Here is a 16,106-nt window from a genome sequence, read left to right as displayed (position 1 = left end):
AGTTTAAGCGCCCAATACGCCGTGACCCGAGATGTTCAGATGCGCCAGATGGGCGTGCGTGGCATCAAAGGTCAGGCTTATCTTGCTGCCGGTGGTTTTTGCCGAACCCGACGCGGCCTCGGCCTGACGGTATTCGAACCCGTTTGGCAGTTGGATCGCCGCCCGATGTGGCGCGCCTGAGACGATATGGGGAATTGGGCTGACTTCAACGTCGAAAACACCCGTGACCTTTGCATACCCGCTGCGATCTTCGCGGCTCCAGTCCAACTCGATCGGAACGAACAGTGTTTCGTGCTTGGTCGGGGCCATCGCGCTGAAGACGTACCAGAATGTGGCCATTTCGTCGGTGTCTTCTCCGGTCATGATTGCCTGCAAGGCGGCCCGCTGATCGGCCGAGGCGCTTTCATCGATGATCAGTTGCATCTGACCGTTGCCTTCATGAATAGGTCCCGGCCAATGGTAAACACCTGCCGCCCGAAGACCCCCCAGATCAGTGTCGCCATAGTGGCCGCTTTGAATGTCGAAGACGACGACCGCCTCGCAATTGCCATGAGACGGCAAAACGCTGAACTGGCAAGGGCAGCCAAAGTTGCAATTGCAATTGGCCAATTCTTCGGCCTGAATAACCCATTCTGTCATGATAACCCCCCAAGAAAAGTCGTGTAAAACAACTCTGCTCAACGCGGGGCGATCCCGCACATGCTGCCTCGGAAATCGAGCCTGGATTTGGCTTCTTGGATGCTCGAACGTATCACAGACCCGTGATATGTACAAACATGACTCCGGTTAAGATGTGAAATACAGGCTTTACTACGAGGTCCAATCGCGCGTGAGTTGAATGCGGTATTCGATTTTACGTTCGGCTGTTAGGTTTGAGGCACGGATTTTAACCCGGGAGGTTGATTATGAGTTTTATGAAAACGCTGGCGTCTGTGGCCATCGGGTTTGCTGCGGCAAAGGGCATGGACAAGTATCAGAAAATGGGTGGAATGGCGGGTCTGCAGGATATGATGCAGGGCTCGGGTGGTGGATTTGGTATGGACCAGCTGGGCAAAATGGCCGAGCAATTTGGCTTGCCCGGAGGTGCAGCAGGACTTCAGGACATGATGGGCAAGATGGGGCTCGGCGGCAGCGCTGCCGGAGCTGCGGGTTTAGGAGGCTTGTTGAACGCAATGCAAGGGGCCGCGAAAACGGCCAACCAACAGACTGGTGACATGATGGAAACTGTGTTCAGTGGCACCCCGGCTGGCGCAGCGATGGAAGCACAAGCCAAACTGATGCTGCGCGCCATGATTCAGGCGGCCAAGGCGGATGGCGAGTTGGATGATCACGAAAAAGAAATCATCCTGGGTGAATTGGGTGACGACATCAGCGACGAGGAACGGGCGTTTGTACAAGAGCAGTTGAATGCGCCGATTGATGTCATGGGATTGGCGGCTGATTCTGGCGCGCCGCTGAGAGCACAAATCTACGCCACATCTCTTGCCGCCATTCGTCTGGATAACGCGCGCGAAGCGTCTTACCTGCGGCAATTGTCCACTGCGCTGGGCCTCTCAGACGCGGAAAGAGACCAGATTCACACGTATATGGGGGCCCCGACCCTGACGGATTGATCTCGGGAAGGATTCCCACTGCAGGATAGGCCGATTGGCCTTGACATAGTTGGTGCAGCGCGTAAAAGCGCACGCTCATAGGAATTCAACCGAAAGGCCCCTGCCTTTTCGGACGCAGGAGATAACCATGGCGAAGCCGACGACAATCAAGATCCGCCTGAACTCGACCGCGGGCACGGGCCACTTCTACGTGACCAAGAAAAACGCGCGTACCATGACCGAGAAAATGACCATTCGTAAATACGATCCGGTCGTTCGTAAGCATGTTGAGTACAAGGAAGGCAAGATTAAGTAATCTGCCGTTCCACGTGGACATTATTTTAAAAGGGGCTCTGATTGGCAGGGCCCTTTTTTCTGTTCAGTTCCGCGGCCCAGTGATGAAAAGTCTGGGGCAATCTGATGCGCCTCCGTTGCAGCGGCGCATCAGCGGTTAGGGCAATCGCATCGACCTCGGCTTGCTTTTTACAGCACCCTGCCAGTACGCTTCAGCAAACCGCCACAAAATGTTGAGCGCCATGAAAAAAATCTTGTTGTCCACATTCGCCGTCCTGACCCTCGCGGCCTGTGAAGATCCGTTTAACCGCGAAGGTGTCGGATTCACCGGAATTGATGGGGAGCCGCGCACTATCTCTGATGTACCGGGCGCTGTTGCCTTTCTTCCAGAGGCCACAAACGTTCCTGCAGAACTGGCAAAGATTCCGACCGTGACTTTGCTGGTCGATGAGACCGATCCGTCCAAAGTGGCATCGGCGGCAATCAACAGTGGCGGACAGTCGCCGAATACAGCTGTTCAGCTCGAAGGCAGCGACACTGACCTGTTCCTCAGCACTGTCAGCGTCAACGGAACGTTGTTCGGCGTATTACGCACTGGAACCAACAGCGTGACAGTCGAAAATTCGATTGGGATCGGCTTTGCGGAAGAAACCGAGCGATTCACCGGATGCCTGCCAGCGGGCGGAGTATTCCGCAAAGGTACATCCGAGCGGAGTTCCGGTTTTGCCGTTCCGTTGAATTGTAGCTGATCGGTTAAAACCGGGAATAGGGCCTCACCTGATTGGTGGGGCTTTTTTGATTCTGGGGATTGGAAAAAATGACGGGCTAATAAGAAAAGGGCCGGTCAATGACCGGCCCTTTCGACTAGAGAATAAGCTGTTATTCGCGGCTACCCAGCAGTTGCAGCAGGAACATGAACATGTTGATGAAGTCCAGATACAGGTTCAAAGCGCCCATGATTGCGGCTTTGCCCAACCACTCCTGATCGCCTGCGTGGGCCATCTGAAGGTAGGTGGTCTTGATTTTCTGAGTGTCATAAGCGGTCAAACCCGCAAAGATCAGAACGCCCAGGATGGATACGGCAAACATAACGGCAGGCGATTGCAGGAAAAGGTTGATGACCATTGCAACAACCAGACCAATCACGCCCATCATCAGGAAGGTCCCCATGCCCGAGAGGTCTTTCTTGGTGACATAGCCGTAAAGCGACAGCCCGGCGAAGGCGATTGAAGTTACCAGGAAGACCTGAGCAATCGAAATGCCGGTGAAGGCAACAAATATCCAGCTGAGCGACAGGCCCATAACCGCCGCGAAAACGTAGAAGAACAGTTGGGCACCCGCTGCCGACAACCGGTTGATTGCAGCACCAAAGCCAAACACCATGGCCAGCGGAGCAAACATGATGATCCAACCCAGGATATTCGGGCTCAGCGTGACCGGATCACGGAATACCGAAAGCAATTGAGGGTTTGAACCAACGGCCCAGGCCACGGCGAACGTGATCAACATGCCCACGGACATTGTGCCGTAGACTTTGTTCATATGGGCGCGCAGGCCCTCATCAATCTCGGCGGCGCGCGCGCCGGATGCCGTCCGGATCGTGTCGAATTGTGCCATCAAAGGGTCTCCCTTATCGAAAAGTTTAGTCGCCCCGGCAGTGCGGGGCGGTTTCCCCGTAAATATCGGCAACTAGAGGCTGTGTTTCAAGAGATTCCGGGCGAAAACCGACTAAAACACGCAACAAATTCGGCGACAGGTGATGCAAAGCCACCCATCGCCGTTAAAAAGTGAGTTTTGAACTTATCTTTTCCAGAAATCAGGCGCATCCCAGAAGAGCCGACGCGCCTCGGCAGAGGCTTCAGCACGGGTCACTCCGATGTCCTCAAGCGCGGCATCATCCAGTTGTGCCAGTTCACGACGCTGCCGGTTCAGTTCCAATGCCCGAAAAAACCGCGACATCAGGGACAGTTTGGCTGGGCTGCAAGTCGTATGAAGTGCAATTTGGGTCATGATCTTTGTCCTTTCCAGGTTTTTCGATGCTTTCTGCATCCGGCATCAATTTCCTTGATTGATATGGAGGTATATGACATATTTTAAAAACGAATATTTTTGATGACAAACATAAGGAATCGTGAAGATGCGAAATCTGGACATTACGACCCTGCGATCCTTCGTGGCAGTTGCGGATCAGGGCGGTGTCACACGCGCCGCTGGTTTTTTGCACCTCACGCAATCCGCAGTGTCCATGCAGTTAAAGCGGTTGGAAGAGTTTCTGGGTTTGGAATTGCTGGATCGCAGCGGTCGCACTATCGCTTTGACGGCGTCAGGCGAGCAGTTGCTGGCTTATGCCCGCCGGATGATTTCCCTGAATGATGAAGTCATCAGCCGTCTGACGGATCAGGCATTCGAGGGCGAAGTGGTTCTGGGTGTGCCCCATGACATCGTCTATCCGGCGATCCCGCGGGTTTTGCAGCGGTTCAACGTGGATTTTCCGCGTGTGCGTGTGCAATTGGTGTCGTCGTATTCGCTCCAGCTGAAAGACATGTACAAGCGTGGTGAATGCGACTTGATCCTGACAACCGAGCCATCCACGGCAGAGGGCTCAGAAACCATAGCAGAGCTTCCTTTGCGCTGGATTGGTGCGCCGGGCGGGTCTGCGTGGCGCAAACAGCCGCTGCCACTGGCGCTTGGGCGTCGATGTCTGTTCCGACCGCAGGTGATCTCGGCACTGGATGCCGCTGGAATCCCGTGGGAGCTGTCGGTTGAAACTGAAAATGACCGGACCATCGAAGCCACGGTCAGTGCCGATCTTGCGGTGCACGCGATGTTGGACGGAACCGAAGCCTCGCACCTTGAACAAATCGAGTCTGGTGGCGCATTGCCTGACTTGCCGGCCCACAAGATCAACCTCTATGGCGGCGAATCGGGCCGTGGCGCGGTCGTCGAGGCGTTGGCGCAGTTGGTGCGTCAGAACTTTCGGATGCTGGGTGGCACACCGCTGCGTGCGGTGGTGGGGTAAATGCGATCAGGGCGTGATCACGATTTTGCCCGTCGACTTCCGCTGTTTCAGCAGTTGCATTCCCTGGGCGACATCATCAAGCGGCAGAGTGTGGCTGATATGTGGTTTGATCCGCCCTTCTGTATGCCACTGGAAAAGGGTCTCGAAGCTGTTGCGCACAGCTTCGGGGCGAAACTTCAGGTATCCGCCGATATAGAAACCGATAACGGTCAGGTTCTTAACCAATAAGTGGTTTGCCGGAATCTGTGGAACCTCGCCCCCGGCAAAACCAATCGGAAGCAAGCGGCCCTCGGGGTTGGTGGCGCGAAAGGCGGCTTTGAACACGTCGCCGCCGATGGCGTCATAAACCACGTCAGCACCGCCCAACGCTTTGACGCGCTCTCTCAGGTCTTCTGATGTGTCGATCAGGTGTTCAGCCCCTGCGGCCTGGGCAACGGCAAGCTTTTCCGCACCACGCGCCTGCGCGATCACCCTGGCTCCCATGAGTTTGCCAATCTCGACAGCCGTCAAGCCAACGCCGCCCGCCGCACCGGTGACCAACAGCGTCTCGCCCGGTTGCAATCTGGCCCTGTAATCCAGCGCCATGTGACTGGTGCCATAGGCGATCTGTATCGCTGCGGCATCTTCGAAACGCATGGCATCTGGCAACGGGATCGCTCGATCCGCGTCAAAAACGCCGAATTCTGCAAGCCCGTCCTTCCCAGAATAGACTGCGATCCGGTCCCCCGGCATCAAACTTGACACGTCCGGCCCGACCTCATCCACGACACCCGCTATTTCCATACCCAGCGTAAAAGGGGCAGGGGGCGTGTCCTGATACGTGCCCTTTTGCATCAGAAGATCGGCAAAGTTCAGGCCACAAGCCTTGATCGCCACACGCACCTGACCCGGGCCCGGAACCGGGACATCAAGGTCGCACAACTGCGCCGCTGCTCCTTCAGATTGAACGCAATAGGCCCGCATCATTTCCCTCGCATTTTGGGTCATAGGCGCGCGTGAGTTGGCGAAAGTCAATTAATTTAGCATGGCGGCGGGCACCGGAAAGCAAAAGGTCCTTTGTCAACATTGCGATCGAGAGCGTTGGGTAATTCATTATACAACCACAACCCTTCTAAAGGGGGTGTGACTCAACCGTCTTGAAAAAAATTCAAAAACCGGCATTATAAACGCTTAGTGCTGTGTAGGGGGCGGTACAGTCCGTATTAGGGGGTAATTAAGGGGAACCCTCTAGACATGCGATAGCGGACGTCGCGACCTCCCACGCAGATGTTTGTGTAGTATAGGAGAATACCAATGACTCATCACGTCGATGTCCATGTGGGCAAGCGCGTTCGGCATCGCCGCTGGCTGATTGGCATGACCCAACAGCAGTTGGCGCAACAAGTTGGTATCAAGTTTCAGCAGATCCAAAAATATGAGACCGGAGCCAACCGAATCAGCGCATCCCGCCTTTGGGACATCGCCGAGGCATTGGAAGTGCCGGTCAGCTTTTTCTTCGAAGGACTGGAAGAAGCCCAAAAAAGCGACGCGGAAAAGAAATCCGTTCCTGCCGATCTTATGGGCGACAAGGAAGCGCTGGATCTGGTGCGTTCTTACTATGCGATTCCGGAAAACCAGCGCCGCCGTCTGTTCGAACTGGCGCGGGTTCTCAGCGACGTCGCCTGAGTGACTTGACTTTGTTGGGCGTTGCTCGCACCTGTGGGCCATGCAACCGACAGCTTTGAACGACATCGAAATCGCCGAAGAAATGGCTGACGCAGCGCGCGCGGCCATTCTTCCTTTTTTTCGTCAAACCAATCTGGAAACAGCAAATAAGCTGACCGATGGGTTTGATCCGGTCACAGTGGCTGACCGTGCAGCCGAAAAGGCGATGCGAGAGGTTTTAGCTCTGCGCCGCCCCGAAGACGGCATTCTGGGCGAAGAGTTTGGTGAGCTTATAGGCAGCAGCGGCCGGACCTGGGTTCTGGACCCTATTGACGGCACACGCGGATTTATCAGTGGCACACCAACCTGGGGCGTTCTTATTGCGCTGAGCGATCAGGATGGGCCGTTCATGGGGGTCATTGATCAGCCCTATATAGGAGAGCGCTTTGTGGGATCGCCATCCGGCGCTCATTTTTCTGGTCCGTTGGGCACCCGCAGTATAAAAACCCGCGATACCAATACACTGGATCAGGCAACTCTGTTTACTACGTTTCCCGAAGTTGGGACCTTGGAAGACCGGAAAGGGTTTCAGAGCGTATCCGAGCAGGTGCAACTGACGCGGTATGGAATGGATTGCTATGCTTATGCGCTGCTTGCGGCGGGGCAGGCGGATCTGGTGATCGAAGCAGGTTTGAACTCTTACGACATTCAAGCGCCCATAGCGGTCATTCAAGCGGCAGGCGGGATCGTGACAGATTGGCAAGGTGGCCCAGCGCATGATGGTGGTCGTGCCTTGGCAGCTGCAAACGCGGACATTCATGCCGCCGCCCTTGAGATACTGCGCCATTTCTGAACACTGTTGCCGCGCACACGAATGGCGGTTAAACCGGATATAGCCGGTTCTTGAGCCCGTTTTCCGCCGGCCAACGCACTCCTTGCATGAAACGGGCAGATGCAGGAGAGCGATATGACCGAAATCCTACTCAAGAACGCTGACCTTATCCTGACGATGGATGACACCCGGCGGGAATTGTCTGGGGCTGACATTCTGATCCGCGATGGGCAGATCGTCCAGGTCGGGAAGGATTTGCACACGCAGGGCGAAGTTCACGATGCCTCGGGCTGTCTGGTGACACCCGGTCTGGTGAACACTCATCACCACCTTTACCAAACCCTGACCCGTGCCGTTCCGGGTGGTCAGGATGCGTTGCTGTTTGGGTGGCTGCAAACGCTTTACCCGATCTGGGCAAGGTTCGGACCGGATGAGATGTTCACCTCTGCCCAGATTGGCTTGGCTGAACTGGCGCTTTCGGGCTGTACGCTCAGCTCCGATCATCTTTATCTCTACCCCAACGGCGCGCGGCTCGAAGACACGATTTCTGCTGCGTCCGAGCTGGGGATGCGGTTCCACCCAACGCGTGGCGCCATGAGCATCGGCGAGAGCGACGGTGGACTGCCGCCGGACATTCTGGTGGAAGACGAAACCGCCATTCTGGACGATATGATCCGTGTTGTTGACGCGTTTCATGACCCGTCAGAAGGGTCGATGTGCCGCGTTGGCCTTGCACCGTGTTCGCCGTTCTCTGTCAGCCGTGAGCTGATGCGCGATGCAGCTTTGCTGGCGCGAGACAAAGGTGTGATGCTTCATACGCACCTGGCTGAGAATGACGAAGATATCGCTTATTCTCAGGCGCAGTTCGGGTGCCGCCCCGGTCAGTATGCCGAAGATTTAGGCTGGACCGGCCCCGATGTCTGGCACGCCCATTGCGTCAAACTGGATGGGGCCGAAATTGATCTGTTTTCACGCACCAAAACAGGTGTGGCCCACTGCCCCTGTTCCAATTGCCGCCTTGGATCTGGCATCGCGCCGGTGCGTGCAATGCGGGATGCAGGCGTCAAGGTTGGCCTTGGCGCGGATGGGCCGGCCAGCAACGACAATGGCAACCTGATGCTGGAAGCCCGACAGGCGATGCTGCTGCAGCGCGTCGCCAATGGTGCAGATGCCATGTCGGCCCGCGAAGCGTTAGAGATCGCGACGCGTGGTGGGGCCGATGTGCTGGGCCGCACTGATTGCGGCCGACTTATGCCCGGCAAACGCGCGGATATCGCGGTGTGGGACACAGGCTGCATCGAAAGCGCAGGCAGTTGGGATCCTGCCGCGTTGCTTCTCGCGGGACCGATGACCGTTAAGCATCTGTTTGTAGAAGGCCGTCAGGTCGTACGGGATGGGCATATCACTACGATTGATCTGCCCCGTGTGATCGAGCGTCAGAATGCGCTTGCGCGGGCGTTGCAGGCTTAAGCAACCTGTTGCCCGCCGATCCAAACCTCGGCCACGGCCCGATCATCACCCATCATGATGGTCGGGAAGACTGCCTCCCACACATCGTTTGCATGGGCCTCGCGCTGGGCGATGGCTGGGGTCGAGGCGAGGTCCAGCACAACCAGATCCGCCTCCATCCCCGGTGCGACATTGCCGATGCAGTCATCCATGCGCAGGCTACGCGCGGACCCGACTGTGCCCAGCCACAGCAATTGCGCCGGATGCAGCGGGCGGCCACGCAGTTGGCCGATCTCATAGGCCGCCGCCATTGTGCGCAGCATCGAGAAACTGGACCCGCCGCCTGTGTCCGTGGCCAGACCGATGCGGTGGCCATCATGGATCAGACCGCTCATGTCAAACAAACCCGACCCGATGAAGGTGTTCGAAGTGGGGCAGTGGATCAGTGAGGCATCAACTTCGCGCAGCCGATCGCGCTCTCGGTCCTCCAGATGGATGACGTGCCCGTACAGGCCGTTTTGACCCAGCAGGCCAAACTTCTCGTAAGTGTCCAGATAGTCCCGCGCGTCGGGGAACAGAGACTGAACCCATTCGATTTCATCCGTTTGCTCGCTCAGATGGGTTTGCATCAGGCAATGCGGATGCTCTGCCCAAAGCGCGCCCATCGCCTCAAGCTGTTCGGGGGTTGAGGTCGGCGAAAAGCGCGGGGTGATGGCATAGGACAGCCGGTCAATGCGGTGCCACTTTTCCAGAAGCGCGGCAGATTGGTCATAGGCGGTCTGAGCCGTATCGCGAAGACCTTCTGGCGCATTGCGATCCATGCATGTCTTGCCCGCCACCACCCGCTGCCCACGCTGCTGCGCTGCGGTAAAGAATGCATCCACGCTTTCGGGATGGATTGTGCAAAAGCTGCACATCGTAGTGGTGCCATGTGCGGTGGTCAGATCCAGATAGCGATTGGCGATTTCACTTGCATAGACGGGATCGCCAAACTTCATTTCTTCCGGGAAGGTGTAGGTGTTCAGCCAGTCAATCAGCCGCTTTCCCCAACTGGCAATCATTCCCGTCTGCGGGTAATGCACATGCGGGTCAACAAAACCGGCCATGATCAGATGATTGCCGTGATCCCTGGTGACCGCATCAGGATGAGCCAGCGCCAAAGCATCGACGGCGCCAACATCTGCGATGCGCCCGTCTTCTATCACGACCGCTTCGTCCAACCGCGTGGCGTCGGTCGGCTCTCCGTCAAAGGGTGAGCCGATAAAGCTCAGAACGCGCCCTTTCAAAAGCGTCTTTTGCGCCATTTGCCCTGTTCTCCACCTGTTTGGAACCACGCATCAGCATAGGCGGACGAAAGAAGTGGGTAAATCGGCGCATTGTCATTGTTTTCCGGTAGCTGCTTCTTCTATTTAGGAGCCAATCGCCGAATAAAGGGGGCAGCGCATGACGACAGGCAGTGACGAAGCCGGACACGATCTGCCCCGGGAGGACGACGCTTACGCGCTGGATCCCAAAGCAGTGGCTGCGATCCTCTATGCGGTAGATATCGATGATCGCGAAAAGCTGATCGAGTTGATGGAGCCGCTGCACGCGGCTGACATCGCTGACCTTCTTGAACAGATCAACCCGTTTGACCGGGCCCGCCTGATCCGCCTCTATGACAAGGAATTCGACGGCGACATCCTGTCCGAACTGGATGAATCGGTTCGGGAAGAGGTGATCTCGGTCCTGAAGCCTGATGTTCTAGCGGACGCTGTGCGCGAGATGGAAAGCGACGACGTCGTTGACCTGCTTGAGGACCTTGAGGAGCCTCAGCAGGAAACCATTCTGGATGCGCTGGAGGATTCCGAACGGATCGCCGCCGAACAGGCGCTGTCCTACCCCGAAAACTCGGCCGGCCGTCTCATGCAGCGCGAGGTCGTCATGGCGCCCGAGCATTGGACCGTCGGGCAAGCCATCGATTTTATGCGCGCCAATGATGATCTGCCCGAGCAGTTTTATCACGTGGTTCTGGTCGATCCGCGCCTGAAGCCAGTGGCGCAGGTGACTTTGGGCAAGCTGATGGCAGCCCGTCGCGAGGTGCCGCTGCATGATCTGACGGAAGAAGAGTTCCACATCATCCCTGTCGATCAGGACGAGGAGGACGTGGCGTATGCCTTCAATCAGTACCACCTGATCTCGTCCCCGGTTGTGGACGCAGATGGACGTCTGGTTGGTGTCATCACCATCGACGATGCGATGGTGGTTCTGGATGAAGAACACGAAGAAGACATCCTGCGCCTTGCCGGTGTCAGTGACGAAAGCTCTATTTCCGACAGTGTCGCAGCGACCAGTCGGCGGCGGTTGCCTTGGCTGGCGGTGAATCTATGTACCGCGATCTGTGCCTCGCTGGTGATTTCACAGTTCGAGGCTGCAATTGATCAACTGGTCGCACTTGCCATACTGATGCCAATTGTGGCCTCGATGGGGGGCAATGCGGGCACGCAATCGCTGACGGTGGCGGTGCGTGCTTTGGCGACGCGAGACCTGACCAATGCAAACGTGATGCGTGTTATCCGGCGCGAATTGTTGGTCGGCATGCTCAACGGGCTATGCTTTGCCATCGTGTTGGGTACCGTGGGGATGTTGTGGTTTGACTCTCCGCTATTGGGTGTCGTGATCGGCTCTGCCTTGGTCGTGAACATGATCATCGCCGGGTTCGCGGGTACGGTAGTACCTGTCGTGCTGGACCGTTTGGGTGTTGACCCGGCGCTGGCGTCCGGAACCTTTGTGACGACTACAACGGATGTCATGGGGTTCTTCATCTTTCTTGGCCTTGCCAGCGTGGTGCTCTTGTGACCGATCTGACCGAAATCAAAGCCGCAGCCCGTAAGGCGGCCTTTGCGCGCCGCAAGGCTGCATTCGATACGCGTTTGCCCGGTGCAGCCGGACGGTTGTCCGAGGTTCTGGCGGGGCACCGGGGCGTACCCATGTCAGGCTATATGCCCATCAGAACCGAGATCGACCCTCTGCCCGCGATGGCCGAGGCATCGGCTTACGGGCCGGTTGGCGTACCGGTCATTCAGGCCGCTGGTCAACCTTTGAAATTCTCTCGCTGGACGCCCGAAGGTGTGCTGAAAGATGGCCCGTTTGGTGCCAAAGTGCCCGAGGTGGATGACTATTTCGATCCCGAGATTCTGGTCGTGCCGCTGGTCGCGTTTGATGCAAATGGCGGTCGGCTGGGCTATGGCGGCGGGTTCTATGATCGCACGCTAGAAGGTTTGCGCGCCAAACGCCCGACGCTGGCCATCGGTTTCGCCTTTGACGCGCAAGAGGCCGAGGGCCTGCCGTTGGAGTCAACAGACCAACCGTTGGACATGGTCATCACGGAAAGTCGGGTGCTGACCTTCTAGCTGTTATTGCTCGAAATGGCTGCGCAAGTAATCCCAGGCATCCACTTCGGTGCCGTCTTTAAGGATACAGACGCCGTAGACGCTGCCATCTTCGTTTTTCCGAAGTTGATACGTCCCGTCGTTTTCGATGCAAAATGTTGCCGCAGGGTTGGGCATGGAGGTTTTGGTGCCTTCGGCAGCGGCGGACGTAGCGACAAAGACGCTGGCGGTCAATAAAACTAGAGATTTCACGAAGAATTCCTTCTATATTCAAACGCTGTTTCAAAACATTGCCACAGGTGAATGTGAATTCAACCCTCAACTCGGTGGCAAATTTCATGCTTCCGCCTTGTTATTGCCCTGCACAGCCCCTACGACCCGGATCATGAGGATTTTGTTTCTTGGTGACGTCATGGGGCGCGCAGGTCGCGCCGCCGTTCAGCAGCACTTGCCGCGCCTGCGCGATGAATGGCGGCTGGATTTTGTTGTGGTCAACGGTGAAAACGCGTCGAACGGTATGGGACTCAGCGGCGATCACGCCAAGTTGCTTTTGGATGCGGGTGCGGATTGCCTGACGCTGGGTGATCATGCCTTCGACCAGAGGGACATGTTGCAGTATATCGAGAAAGAGCAGCGCATTGTGCGCCCTGTGAACTTCGCCAAAGGCGCGCCGGGGCGGGGTCATCGGCTGTTCAATGCCCCGGGTGGGCGCAAGGTTCTGGTCGTACAGGTGCTTGGGCAGGTTTTCATGAAGCGGCCCTTTGACGACCCGTTCTCGGCCATCGAACCGATCCTGAAATCCCACCCTCGCGGGGGTCAGGCGCAAGCCGTCATTGTGGACATGCATTGCGAGGCGACGTCCGAGAAAATGGCGATGGGCCACTACTGCGACAAGCGTGCCAGCCTCGTTGTAGGAACGCATACCCATGTGCCGACTGCGGATTCTCAGATATTGCCAGGTGGTACTGGGTATTTGACAGATGCAGGCATGTGCGGAGACTACGACTCGGTCATCGGGATGGACAAGCAGGAACCGATGCGCCGCTTCATCACCGGTATGCCCAAGGCGCGGTTCACCCCTGCAAACGGTGAAGCCACGCTGAGCGGCGTGTTCGTGGAAACCGATGATCGTGACGGTCAGGCCAAATCTGTTCAAATGGTGCGCGTCGGCGGGCGTTTGGAGCAGGCTGGGCCCGAATAATCAACGTCAGGCTTGCTCTGCTGCGCGCAATGCGTGAAACTGCATGTCATCAGGCGCTTGGGCCCGGGTTCGGACAGAATACCACGAATGAATTTCCTTTCACTGACAGACACGGGCAGCGCAGTTCTGGCGCTGCTTATTGTTGCGGGCATGTTCATCATGTTCCTGCGCGAGGTGTATCCGACCGAGGTTGTGGCCATCGGAGGCGTCTCGTTGATGCTTGTCACAGGCATTCTGCCCTATCAAAGCGCATTGGCGGTTTTGTCCAATCCTGCGCCGTGGACCATTGCGGCGATGTTCATCATCATGGGTGCCTTGGTGCGAACGGGGGCTTTGGACTCGTTCACTTCAACCGCGCAGAAGCAGGCGCAGGTGAATCCTCGTATCGCGATTGGTTTGCTCATGGGGTTTGTTGTTGTGGCCTCGGCTGTGGTGTCGAACACGCCAGTTGTGGTGGTCATGATTCCGGTTTTTGTGCAAATCGCCCGCACCCTGAATGTGCCAGCGTCCAAACTGCTGATTCCGTTGAGTTATGCCGCCATTCTGGGCGGTACACTGACGCTGATTGGCACGTCTACCAACCTGCTGGTCGATGGTGTGGCACGCGCTCAAGGGATGACACCCTTTACAATCTTCGAAGTCACGCCACTGGGGATCGTCCTTGTGATCTATGGGATGTTCTACCTGCGCTTCATTGCGCCCAAGCTTTTGCCCGAGCGCGACAGCATGGCGTCGCTGCTCAGCGATCGGTCGAAGATGAAGTTCTTTACCGAGGCCGTCATTCCGCCAGACAGCAACCTCATTGGGCGCGAGGTGACAGGTGTTCAATTGTTCAAGCGGCCGGGTGTACGCTTGATCGATGTTCTCCGAGGGGATGAATCCCTGCGGCGTAACCTGAAAGGCGTCGAACTGCGGGTCGGCGACCGTGTCGTGTTGCGGACCGAGATGACCGAGTTGTTGAGCTTGCAAAGCAACAAGGAACTCAAGCGCGTGGACCAGGTGTCTGCCGTTGAAACCAAGACGGTTGAGGTGCTGATCACGCCCGGTTGCCGGATGGTGGGACGGGCCTTGGGCATGCTGCGACTGCGCCGGCGCTATGGCGTTTATGTCTTGGCCGTTCATCGCCGCAATCAAAACATCGGTCGCCAGTTGGACGAACTGGTGGTTCGCGTCGGTGACACCCTGCTGCTGGAAGGTGCACCCTCAGACATCCAGCGCCTTGCAGCGGAAATGGACATGGTCGATGTCACACAACCGTCCGCGCGGGCATTTCGCCGTCGTCACGCACCCATTGCAATTGGTGCGCTTGTCGGGATTGTCGCCCTGGCCGCGCTGGGCATCGCGCCGATCCTTCTGTTGTCGATTGTAGCAGTCGCTGTGGTCCTGATGACCCGCTGCATTGACGCGGACGAAGCGTTTTCCTTTGTGGAAGGCCGATTGTTGGCATTGATTTTCGCCATGCTCGCCATCGGTGCGGCACTGGACAACTCTGGCGCGGTGTCGCTGATCGTCGAGGCCGTAGCGCCCGGGCTAGGTGCCTTGCCGCCGTTCCTGATCATATGGGCGGTTTACCTGCTGACCTCGGTCTTGACCGAGCTGGTATCAAACAATGCCGTGGCCGTCGTTGTTACACCGATTGCAATCGGGCTGGCTCAGGCTATTGGGATGGACCCGCGCCCCCTTGTCGTCGCTGTCATGGTTGCGGCCTCGGCATCATTTGCAACGCCGATCGGCTATCAAACGAATATGATGGTATACGGTCCCGGCGGCTATCGGTTTACCGATTTCTTGAAGGTGGGCGTCCCGTTGAACCTGACGGTCGGATTGCTCGCATCCCTGCTTATCCCGTTGATCTGGCCTATCTAATGTCGGCGCGGAATCGCCACTCGTGAACTGCTAGACTTGTAAATTCCGGGTGACACACAATCTTTTGTGAATGTGATTTGCAAAGGGGATTTGCCATGCTGACAACAGCCCAAGCCACATTGGCAGGCGCAGCAATTGCAACCATGATCAGTGGTGCCGCAATGGCCGGTACGGTTGAGGGGACCGCAACCTATCGCGAGCGTATTGCGCTTCCACCTGACGCAACCCTGTTTGTCGAGCTTCAGGATGTTTCGCTGGCCGATGCACCAGCCGTAACACTCTCGGCGCAAAGATACGCTTTGACAGGTGTGCCCGCGCAGTTTGAATTGACCTATGACGACGCGTTGATCCAGGACGGGCACAGCTATGCGGTGCGTGCGACGGTCACGCAGGGGCAAAAGCTGTTGTTCACTACAGACACGGTTTATCCGGTCCTGACAAACGAAGCGGGGAACACGGCTGACCTGTTGCTGGTCCGGGTTCAAAGCCAAAAAAGCGCAACACTTGAGAACACCGAATGGGTCGTGGCAACACTAAACGGCGCACCGCTGCAGGCTGAAAGACGCCCCGAACTGAGCTTTGGGCAAGGCGGGGCCTTTGGGGGCAGTGGCGGCTGCAACCGTTTCAGTGGTCAGGCAGAGGTTTCGGGCAACCGGATTACCTTTCCGGACAACATGGCCGCAACCCTCATGGCTTGCCCGCCCGAATTGGATGAGGTTGAGCGCGCGTTTCTGAAGTCGATGCAGGCCATCACATCCTTTGCGATGGAGGGGGACGCGCTGGCTCTTCTTGATGCTGAGGGAGAGCCTGTGATCAAGCTGGTCCGTAAATAGAGCTG

General features: G+C 57.0%; 18 protein-coding genes. 12 read left to right on the top strand and 6 right to left on the bottom strand.

The window, feature by feature from the left end; translation table 11 throughout:
- Window positions 1-3: 3 nt before the first annotated feature.
- The gene (locus GS636_RS06045; protein ID WP_171092514.1) at window positions 4-639 is read right to left on the bottom strand and encodes a DUF1326 domain-containing protein; all 636 of its coding nucleotides are present in this window, start codon (window positions 637-639) and stop codon (window positions 4-6) included.
- A 266-nt stretch (window positions 640-905) separates the two neighbouring features.
- Between GS636_RS06045 and GS636_RS06040 the strand changes: the two genes are divergently transcribed.
- The 3 genes from GS636_RS06040 to GS636_RS06030 all read left to right on the top strand — a co-directional run bounded on the left by GS636_RS06040 (window position 906) and on the right by GS636_RS06030 (window position 2,635).
- Window positions 906-1,613, top strand: coding sequence for a DUF533 domain-containing protein (locus tag GS636_RS06040; RefSeq protein WP_171185120.1), 708 nt, complete (start codon window positions 906-908; stop codon window positions 1,611-1,613).
- A gap of 127 nt (window positions 1,614-1,740) precedes the next feature.
- Entirely contained in the window at window positions 1,741-1,908 is a 168-nt protein-coding gene (gene rpmG / locus GS636_RS06035; protein ID WP_037309480.1) for a 50S ribosomal protein L33, read from the top strand.
- Window positions 1,909-2,128: 220 nt separating this feature from the next.
- A complete protein-coding gene (locus GS636_RS06030) occupies window positions 2,129-2,635 on the top strand; it encodes a hypothetical protein (RefSeq protein ID WP_171668794.1) in 507 nt (168 codons plus the stop codon).
- Window positions 2,636-2,765: 130 nt separating this feature from the next.
- Here GS636_RS06030 and GS636_RS06025 read toward each other — a convergent pair whose 3' ends face one another.
- Window positions 2,766-3,503, bottom strand: coding sequence for a Bax inhibitor-1/YccA family protein (locus GS636_RS06025; RefSeq protein WP_171092507.1), 738 nt, complete (start codon window positions 3,501-3,503; stop codon window positions 2,766-2,768).
- Window positions 3,504-3,686: 183 nt separating this feature from the next.
- Window positions 3,687-3,896 (bottom strand): DUF1127 domain-containing protein, encoded by a 210-nt coding sequence (locus GS636_RS06020; RefSeq protein WP_171092506.1) that lies wholly within the window; start codon window positions 3,894-3,896, stop codon window positions 3,687-3,689.
- A gap of 127 nt (window positions 3,897-4,023) precedes the next feature.
- On the opposite strand from GS636_RS06020, the gene GS636_RS06015 reads away from it, so the two are divergent.
- On the top strand, window positions 4,024-4,905 hold the full coding sequence (locus tag GS636_RS06015; protein WP_171668793.1) for a LysR family transcriptional regulator: 882 nt from the start codon (window positions 4,024-4,026) through the stop codon (window positions 4,903-4,905).
- 6 nt (window positions 4,906-4,911) lie between these two features.
- Here the strand turns inward: GS636_RS06015 and GS636_RS06010 are convergent, their stop codons facing one another.
- Complete coding sequence (locus tag GS636_RS06010) at window positions 4,912-5,868, bottom strand: NADPH:quinone oxidoreductase family protein (RefSeq protein WP_171668959.1); 957 nt, start codon at window positions 5,866-5,868, stop codon at window positions 4,912-4,914.
- Window positions 5,869-6,198: 330 nt separating this feature from the next.
- Between GS636_RS06010 and GS636_RS06005 the strand changes: the two genes are divergently transcribed.
- From GS636_RS06005 to GS636_RS05995, 3 genes are all read left to right on the top strand, one after another.
- Window positions 6,199-6,570, top strand: a complete 372-nt coding sequence (locus GS636_RS06005; protein ID WP_171092502.1) for a helix-turn-helix domain-containing protein — start codon at window positions 6,199-6,201, stop codon at window positions 6,568-6,570.
- Window positions 6,571-6,610: 40 nt separating this feature from the next.
- A complete protein-coding gene (gene hisN / locus GS636_RS06000; RefSeq protein WP_171668792.1) occupies window positions 6,611-7,402 on the top strand; it encodes a histidinol-phosphatase in 792 nt (263 codons plus the stop codon).
- Window positions 7,403-7,516: 114 nt separating this feature from the next.
- Window positions 7,517-8,851 carry an 8-oxoguanine deaminase gene (locus GS636_RS05995; protein ID WP_171668791.1) on the top strand — a complete coding sequence of 445 codons (1,335 nt, stop codon included), beginning with the start codon at window positions 7,517-7,519 and terminating at the stop codon, window positions 8,849-8,851.
- Here the strand turns inward: GS636_RS05995 and guaD are convergent.
- Window positions 8,848-10,134 (bottom strand): guanine deaminase, encoded by a 1,287-nt coding sequence (guaD, locus tag GS636_RS05990; RefSeq protein WP_171668790.1) that lies wholly within the window; start codon window positions 10,132-10,134, stop codon window positions 8,848-8,850. The two genes, GS636_RS05995 and guaD, sit on opposite strands and share 4 nt — an antisense overlap.
- Before the next feature lie 139 nt (window positions 10,135-10,273).
- Here guaD and mgtE point away from each other — a divergent pair, with 139 nt between their 5' ends.
- Both mgtE and GS636_RS05980 read left to right on the top strand, forming a co-directional pair.
- Window positions 10,274-11,668, top strand: coding sequence for a magnesium transporter (mgtE, locus tag GS636_RS05985; protein WP_171668789.1), 1,395 nt, complete (start codon window positions 10,274-10,276; stop codon window positions 11,666-11,668).
- Window positions 11,665-12,222 (top strand): 5-formyltetrahydrofolate cyclo-ligase, encoded by a 558-nt coding sequence (locus GS636_RS05980; protein WP_171668788.1) that lies wholly within the window; start codon window positions 11,665-11,667, stop codon window positions 12,220-12,222. The genes mgtE and GS636_RS05980 overlap by 4 nt, the downstream gene beginning before the upstream one ends.
- 3 nt (window positions 12,223-12,225) lie before the next feature.
- Here GS636_RS05980 and GS636_RS05975 read toward each other — a convergent pair whose 3' ends face one another.
- Entirely contained in the window at window positions 12,226-12,453 is a 228-nt protein-coding gene (locus GS636_RS05975; RefSeq protein WP_216602834.1) for a DUF333 domain-containing protein, read from the bottom strand.
- 133 nt (window positions 12,454-12,586) lie between these two features.
- Here GS636_RS05975 and GS636_RS05970 point away from each other — a divergent pair, with 133 nt between their 5' ends.
- The 3 genes from GS636_RS05970 (at window position 12,587) to GS636_RS05960 (ending at window position 16,101) form a co-directional block, all read left to right on the top strand.
- On the top strand, window positions 12,587-13,402 hold the full coding sequence (locus GS636_RS05970) for a TIGR00282 family metallophosphoesterase (RefSeq protein ID WP_171668787.1): 816 nt from the start codon (window positions 12,587-12,589) through the stop codon (window positions 13,400-13,402).
- Window positions 13,403-13,489: 87 nt separating this feature from the next.
- Entirely contained in the window at window positions 13,490-15,268 is a 1,779-nt protein-coding gene (locus tag GS636_RS05965) for an SLC13 family permease (RefSeq protein WP_171668786.1), read from the top strand.
- A gap of 95 nt (window positions 15,269-15,363) precedes the next feature.
- Window positions 15,364-16,101, top strand: coding sequence for a YbaY family lipoprotein (locus GS636_RS05960; protein WP_171668785.1), 738 nt, complete (start codon window positions 15,364-15,366; stop codon window positions 16,099-16,101).
- Window positions 16,102-16,106 lie beyond the last annotated feature (5 nt).

Source organism: Ruegeria sp. HKCCD4884 (assembly GCF_013110855.1).
Taxonomy (GTDB): domain Bacteria; phylum Pseudomonadota; class Alphaproteobacteria; order Rhodobacterales; family Rhodobacteraceae; genus Ruegeria.
The sequence above is the reverse complement of the archived record's forward strand: the minus strand, read 5'-3'. Positions and strand labels throughout refer to the sequence as shown.